Origin of the sequence: uncultured Ellagibacter sp. (assembly GCF_934636505.1) — a bacterium.
Classification (GTDB): Bacteria; Actinomycetota; Coriobacteriia; order Coriobacteriales; family Eggerthellaceae; genus Ellagibacter.
Map to the genome: position 1 here is coordinate 1 of NZ_CAKUAL010000091.1, position 6,478 is coordinate 6,478.

5 protein-coding genes and 1 pseudogene are annotated in these 6,478 nt (G+C 63.4%); 1 reads left to right on the top strand and 5 read right to left on the bottom strand.

The genetic code is table 11. The features are described from left to right. The 4 genes and pseudogenes from Q0G18_RS08620 to thrS form a co-directional block, all read right to left on the bottom strand. A pseudogene (locus Q0G18_RS08620) lies at positions 1 to 943 on the bottom strand (sodium/panthothenate symporter); the annotation flags it as partial. Then, the gene (locus Q0G18_RS08625; RefSeq protein ID WP_297152045.1) at positions 936 to 1,250 is read right to left on the bottom strand and encodes a YhdT family protein; all 315 of its coding nucleotides are present in this window, start codon (positions 1,248 to 1,250) and stop codon (positions 936 to 938) included. The pseudogene Q0G18_RS08620 and the gene Q0G18_RS08625, both read right to left, overlap by 8 nt. Before the next feature lie 126 nt (positions 1,251 to 1,376). Beyond that, on the bottom strand, positions 1,377 to 2,180 hold the full coding sequence (locus tag Q0G18_RS08630) for a methyltransferase (protein WP_297152048.1): 804 nt from the start codon (positions 2,178 to 2,180) through the stop codon (positions 1,377 to 1,379). Positions 2,181 to 2,331: 151 nt separating this feature from the next. Further along, on the bottom strand, positions 2,332 to 4,224 hold the full coding sequence (gene thrS / locus Q0G18_RS08635) for a threonine--tRNA ligase (RefSeq protein ID WP_297152051.1): 1,893 nt from the start codon (positions 4,222 to 4,224) through the stop codon (positions 2,332 to 2,334). A 198-nt stretch (positions 4,225 to 4,422) separates the two neighbouring features. On the opposite strand from thrS, the gene Q0G18_RS08640 reads away from it, so the two are divergent. Further along, on the top strand, positions 4,423 to 5,286 hold the full coding sequence (locus Q0G18_RS08640; RefSeq protein ID WP_297152054.1) for an NAD(P)-dependent oxidoreductase: 864 nt from the start codon (positions 4,423 to 4,425) through the stop codon (positions 5,284 to 5,286). Positions 5,287 to 5,407: 121 nt separating this feature from the next. Here the strand turns inward: Q0G18_RS08640 and Q0G18_RS08645 are convergent. Next, positions 5,408 to 6,478, bottom strand: a 1,071-nt coding sequence (locus Q0G18_RS08645) for an OST-HTH/LOTUS domain-containing protein (protein ID WP_297152057.1), incomplete at its 5' end; no start/stop codon positions are given.

The window sequence follows — 6,478 nt, forward strand, 5'->3', positions numbered from 1 at the left end:
TGATGTTATCGACGCTGCCGCCGTAGCTGGTAAGATCGCCCGTAAGCACGCCCGCGGAGAGCACGCCGAGGGAGGTCACGCCGATCATCATGAGGCCGATGATGACCGTGCCCATGATCATCGCGCCGTGGAGCGCTTTGGTGTTCTTAAAGCCCATGCAGCGCACCGCCGACTGGGGTAGGACGAAGGTGAAGATGCCGACGAGGAGCCACTGCGTGAAGTACAGCGACGCGGGCATGGAGCCGCCGCCGAAGGGCTCGAGCATCTCGGGGCGGTTTGCACGGATGGTGTCCATGATGTTCTCGTAGCCGCCGCCGGCGGTGAGGATACCCGCTGCGAGCACGAAAATGCCGATGAGCATGGCGACGCCGCATATCGCGTCGGTCACCGCAACCCCGCGGAAGCCGCCGATGGTGGTGAACAGCACGACCGCGACGCCGAAGAGCACGAGCCCCACCAGATACGAGTACCCGGTGACGGCCTCGAAGAGCTTCGCGCCGCCCACGAACTGCGCGACCATCGTCGCCGCGAAGAAGAGCACGACCACGACCGCGCTCACGTTGGCGAGCGCGTTAGAGGAATAGCGCGCGCGGATGACGTCGATCACGGTGACGGCATCGAGCTTGCGCGAGACGAGCGCCATTTTCTTCCCCAGGATGCCGTAGAGCAGAACGAGGGCTGTGACCTGAACGACTGCCATGTAAACCCAGCCCCAGCCAACGAGCCACGCCTGCCCGGGGCCGCCCACAAACGAGCTCACCGAGCCGTAGGTTGCGATCGTCGTCATAGCGAGTACGAATCCGCCAAGGGCGCGATTGCCGATGAAGTATTCCTTCACGAAACCGCCGCCGGCCACATACGTGCGCCGGCGCACAACAAGGCTCACCGCAAGCGCAAGGATAAGGAATAAGACAAGGGGCACGAGTGCAACGAGGTTACTCATGGCGCGCACCCTCCTCGCATGCCGCATCGGTGGCGGAGGCATCGGCCGAATCGTCGTCCAAGTCGAAATCGACGAAGACGCGACGGCTCAGCACGACCGCGGCGACTATCGCGGCGATCCATGGCGCCACACACCCGCCGATGATCCAAAGCGGCGTGTGGAACACCTCGATTTCCGTTCCGGCAAGCCCGAAGCCGCCGACAAGCCACACGATGATAATGCAGGCCAGCGCGATAACCGTCGCCCGCGCCTCCTTGTTCGCCTGCCGCATTTTGTCGCAATAGCCCCGCATTGATGGACTGCTCACGAAACGCCCCTTCCCAACCGGTGTCGTTTCCCCATGCTATCATCTGCCGCGCACGGGCGGGACGGGCTATTCTACCAACTTGGCTAAACGACGGGCGGGCGCCAATCGGGCAGGACGCTAGCCCCGCTAGACAACAGGCGGGCGCCAGTCGGGCAGCCCCTTCTTGCGACGGTTCGCGTTGTAGCCGACGATGTTGTCGATCGAGCCCTGCATGCCGAAGGGGATGTAGTCGAGGTTCTCCAAATCCTCGGGAAGATAGCTCACAAGCGAGAGCGGCGCGGTTTGCTCCACATGCTCGGGGGCAGGCCCCGGCACCGCGCAAAAGCCCACGACCGGCGCGCCTTTCGCCACGAGCTTGCGCTCGTAGCCGCTCCACGGCTCATCAGGAAACATCCCTCGCACGTCGTCGGTTTCCCACTCGATCTTGTAGCCTGCCAGCTCAAGCTGCGTCAAGGAGAAATCGCGAAACGGGGTGGAGTCGGTGCGCATGCGCACAGTGCCGCCTTCCTCAAGCACGCGGCGGTACTTCATCAGGCGATCGAGATAGGTCAGACGACGGGGCGCGCGCTTCTTCTTGGGAAACGGCGTCGGGAAGTTGATGAGGATACTTGCTAGCTCCCCCTCGTCGAACAGCTCGAGAACGTCAGGGTCCTCATCGTGCAGGAAGACGACGTTTCCCGCGCCCGCCTCGCATGCCGCCTCGGCCGAGCGCATCACGCAGATGGGATCGACGTCGATGCCCACGAAAAGCGTCTCAGGATCGGCCTCGGCACGCGCCACCGTGTACTCGCCCTTGCCGCACCCCAGATCGAGCACAACGCGAGAAAACGTCTCGTCATCGGGGCGCACTCCCCCTTCGGGCGCCCAGCGGCGCCACGCCCCCCGGCGAGCAGACGGCTCGAACTCGAGCGCTGCCTTCGCGCCTTCCATCCGCTTCTCAAGTGAAAATCCCTTGTGCAAACGACATGCCGCCGTGCGCATCTTCCAAGCCTCCAACCGAAATCAATAAAAACGGCGGGCGCCCATCGCAGGACAGCCCGCCGCAACAGCCAATCACAAGGTTATACCAGGCCACACGAGATTATGCGCGCGTGCGAATCTCCTCGCACACCTTCGCGCAGAAGTCCTCGATCGTGGAGGGGTGCGTCTCGTTCGTGCGGTCGCGCACGGAGATGGTGCCCTCCTCGGCCTCCTTCTCGCCCACGATCACCATATAGGGCACGCGGTCGATGGAGCGCGCCTCACGGATCTTGTAGCCGATCTTCTCGTCGCGGTTGTCCACCACAACGCGGATGCCGGCTGCCTCGATCGCGTCGGCGACCTTGTGCGCGTAATCGCGGCTCTTCTCGGAAACGGGAAGCACCTTCACCTGCATCGGCGCGAGCCATACGGGGAACTTGCCCGCATAATGCTCGATCAGGATGCCGATGAAGCGCTCGACCGAGCCGTAGCACACGCGATGGAGCATGACCGGGCGCTTCTTCGAGCCGTCCGCGTCGGTGTATTCCAGATCGAAGTTCTGCGGCATCTGGAAGTCGAGCTGCACGGTGCCGCACTGCCAGGTGCGTCCGAGCGAGTCGGTCAGGTGGAAGTCGATCTTGGGGCCGTAGAAGGCGCCGTCGCCCTCGTTGACCTCGTATTCCATGCCGAGCTCCTCAAGCGCGGTCTTAAGGCCGGCCTCGGCTGCGGCCCAATCCTCGTCCGAGCCCATCGAATCCTCGGGGCGTGTGGAAAGCTCGACGTGGTAGGTGAACCCGAACTGCTGGTAGACCGAGTCGATGAGCTTGACGACGCCCACGATTTCCTCGGTCAGCTGGTCGGGGCGCACGAACAGGTGCGCATCGTCCTGGTTGAAGCAGCGCACGCGGAACAGGCCGTGCAGCGCACCCTTCATCTCGTGGCGGTGTACCAGTCCGATCTCGCCCGCACGAATAGGCAGGTCGCGATAGCTATGCGGTTTAGACGCGTACACGAGCACGCCGCCCGGGCAGTTCATCGGCTTCACGCAGTACTCTTCTTCGTCGATGACCGTCGAGTACATGTTGTCCTTGTAGTGGTCCCAGTGGCCCGACGTCTGCCACAGCTGCTTGTTCATGATCATCGGCGTGGAGATTTCCACGTAGCCGGCCTTCTTGTGGATCTCGCGCCAGTAGTCGAGCAGCGTGTTCTTCAAGATCATGCCGTTGGGCAGGAAGAACGGGAAGCCCGGCGCCTCGTCGCGCATCATGAAGATATCCATCTCGCGGCCGATGCGGCGATGGTCGCGCTTCTCGGCCTCTTCGAGGTTGTGCAGGTACTCCTCGAGCTCCGACTTCTTGAAGAAGGCCGTGCCGTAGAGGCGCTGCAGCTGCTCGCGCGTCGCGTCGCCGCGCCAATAGGCACCAGCGAGCTTCATCATCTTGAAGGCGCCGATTTTGCCGGCGGAGGGGACGTGCGGGCCGGCGCACAAATCGACAAAGGACCCGTGGCGGTAGATCGAGATTTCCTGGTCGGTCAAGTCGTCGATGTGCTCCAACTTGAAGCGCTGGTCAGCGAAGATCTTCTTCGCCTCGTCGATGCTCACGACCTCGCGCACGAAAGGCTCGTCTGCCTTGACGATTTCGGCCATCTTCTTCTCGATGGCGCCGAAGTCGTCGGAGGAGATGTTGTTAGGAAGCTCGAAATCGTAGAAGTAGCCGTCGTCGGTCGCAGGGCCGAAGGCAATCTGCGTGCCGGGGTAGAGCTCCTGCACGGCTTCCGCCATGATGTGAGCGCAGGAGTGGCGCATGATGTGGAGCGCCTCGGGGCTTTTCGCGGTAATGATCTCAACGGTTGCCCCGTCTGTCACGGTTGCTGTGAGGTCGACCAGTGTGCCGTCAACCTTGCCAGCCAGCGCAGCCTTCGCAAGGCCCGCGCCGATGGAAGCCGCAACGTCGGCGACGGTCGCGCCGGCAGCGAGCTCTTTTACCGAGCCATCGGGTAGTGCAATATTCATGAGAGTCCTTCCCCATGTCAGGCGGCCAGCCCGCCTGAACCGTTGATTTCCTCGCTTGCGCAATTCGAAACACAAGCCAAACAAACATGATAAGCGATGAAAACGCTTGCGCAACCGCAAGCACGAAACTTGCGTTAAGATAGTGCGGTTTCGGAAGGCGAAACGAAAACGAACCGTACAACGAAGGAGCATCCGTCCATGAGCGTTGAGTCTCAGGCAACCGTATGGATCACCGGCGCCGCCGGGCGCATGGGCCGCACGATCAACGCGCGACTCGACCACGATCGATATCGCGTCGTGACAACCGATAGGGAACTTGATATCGTCGATCTGCAGCGAAGCCTCGCCTTCGCCGAGTCGGAGAAACCCTCTTTCGTCATCAACTGCGCCGCTCTTGCAAGCCGCACCGAAGCCGAGGCCAACCCCGACCGCGCCTATCAGGTGAACGCGCTCGGCGCGCGCAATCTCGCCATCGCGAGCGCCTCGGTGGGGGCAACGCTTGTGCACTTGTCGACCGACGATTTGTTCCCCGCCATGTCCGAGCATCCCTTCAACGAGTTCGACCCGACCGACCCGCCGCACGTCTACGGCAAGTCGAAGCTCGCCGGCGAGCGGTTCGTGTGCGAGCTCAACCGCCGCCACATCATCGTGCGCTCGTCATGGGTCTACACCGCCGAGCCCGACGACATCCTCCCGCGAGCCTTGAAGGCGAGCCGCGAGGGTCGCACCGTGTACGTGCCCGCGAACCAGTTCGCGTGCCCCACCTCGGCCGATACGTTCGCCAAGGCCGTCGTGGCCGTCATGGAGTCCAACGAGTTCGGCACCTTCCATGCCGCCTGCACGGGCGTGACGAGCCGCTTCGAGTTCTTCGAGCGCGCCTTCGAGCTGGTGGGAGAACCGATCGGCAACCTGCGCGGAGCGAGCAAGCCCGAGCACGGCTACCGCATCGAGCTCGACAACATGATGGCGCGCCTGACGGGCGTGTTCGAGATGCCCACCTGGGAAGACGACCTGGCCGCCTTCGTCGCGAGCCACGATTTGACAGCAGGCGGCGAGAAGTAAGCGCGCGAGCCCCGGCGGCCCCAGAGGAAGGCGCGTGCCCCACCGTCGAGGGTACGCTCCCACCGTCAAGGGCGTTCCACTCCCGATTGAAGGACACTTCGCCCCTCCGCAAGGGAACGCGCTACTCCTTCGCGACCCAGTTCTCGCGACCCTGCTTGTACACGCGCACGCCTTCGACGTCGGCGAGGTAACCAGCAAGATGCGGATACCCGAGCTCGCGAACCTTGAAGGACTTGAAGCGCGTGCGCACGCGTTTGGAGAGCTCGGCGACGGCAATGCCGCCCTTGCCCGCCTCGGCCACTTCCGCGCGGATGAAATCATCGGGAGTCGCAGGAGCTGCAGGGGCCTTGCGCGAACGGCTGCGGCGGCGCTTCGCGGGCGCCTGAGTCTTGCCGCCTTCAGCGGACTCACCTGCCATCTGAGCCTGAGCCTTGCCGGCGCGGTTCGCCTCGTCGGCAGCCTGCGCCTTGTCAGCCTGGTCATCTCCAGCAGCCGCCTTATTCTTTCGCGCGGTGGGCACCTTTTTCTTGCTCGCCCCATCGCTCTCGGCCGGTTTAGCCTCACCAGCTGCCGCATCCTGAGCCCTCGCCTCTTCGGCCTGCGAGGCGTCAGCCGCATCGGAGGCAGCCTCTTGCTCCCCTGCGGGCGAATCGCTGGACTTACCCTGCTGATCGGTCGACGCCGCCTGCGAATCGGTGGGCTCAGAGGTTTCCTCCCGTTGTCCATCGATTGCCTCATCAGTCTTCGTATCGGCAGATTCACCCTGGTCAGCGCCAGAAACCTTGGATGATTTGCGACGGCGGCTGCGGCGACGGCGCGACTTCGAGCCGTGCGAGGACGTATCCTCGCCGCCCTCGCCCTCCGAATCCTCGGAAGCGTTCGCAGCTTCAGTTTGCTCGCCCGCCTGCTCGCCAGCGCCCTCAGAATCAGAAGGCTTCTCAGCCGCCGTACGCTCATGCTCGGCGCCTTCCGCAAGCTCGACCCGCACGTTCGAGCCGTCCTTGCGAATGGTGACGCTCTTGAACTCGCCGAGAAGCTTCGAGAGCAGGTTCGTGCCGAACGAGCGCACGTCGAAGTCGGGGTAGCGCTTGAGCAGGCGGCTTCCCACCTCGCCTAAGCCCGTCGACTTCCCGTTGTTCTGGTTGTCGGTGATGATGTCGACGACCGCGCGCTCGACCTCCTCGATGGTCAG

Excerpts from the sequence above, each read along its gene's own strand:
- Q0G18_RS08630 (WP_297152048.1), bottom strand. The coding sequence starts at position 2,180 with ATGGAAGGCGCGAAGGCAGCGCTCGAGTTCGAGCCGTCTGCTCGCCGG.
- thrS (WP_297152051.1), bottom strand. The coding sequence starts at position 4,224 with ATGAATATTGCACTACCCGATGGCTCGGTAAAAGAGCTCGCTGCCGGC.
- Q0G18_RS08640 (WP_297152054.1), top strand. The coding sequence starts at position 4,423 with ATGAGCGTTGAGTCTCAGGCAACCGTATGGATCACCGGCGCCGCCGGG.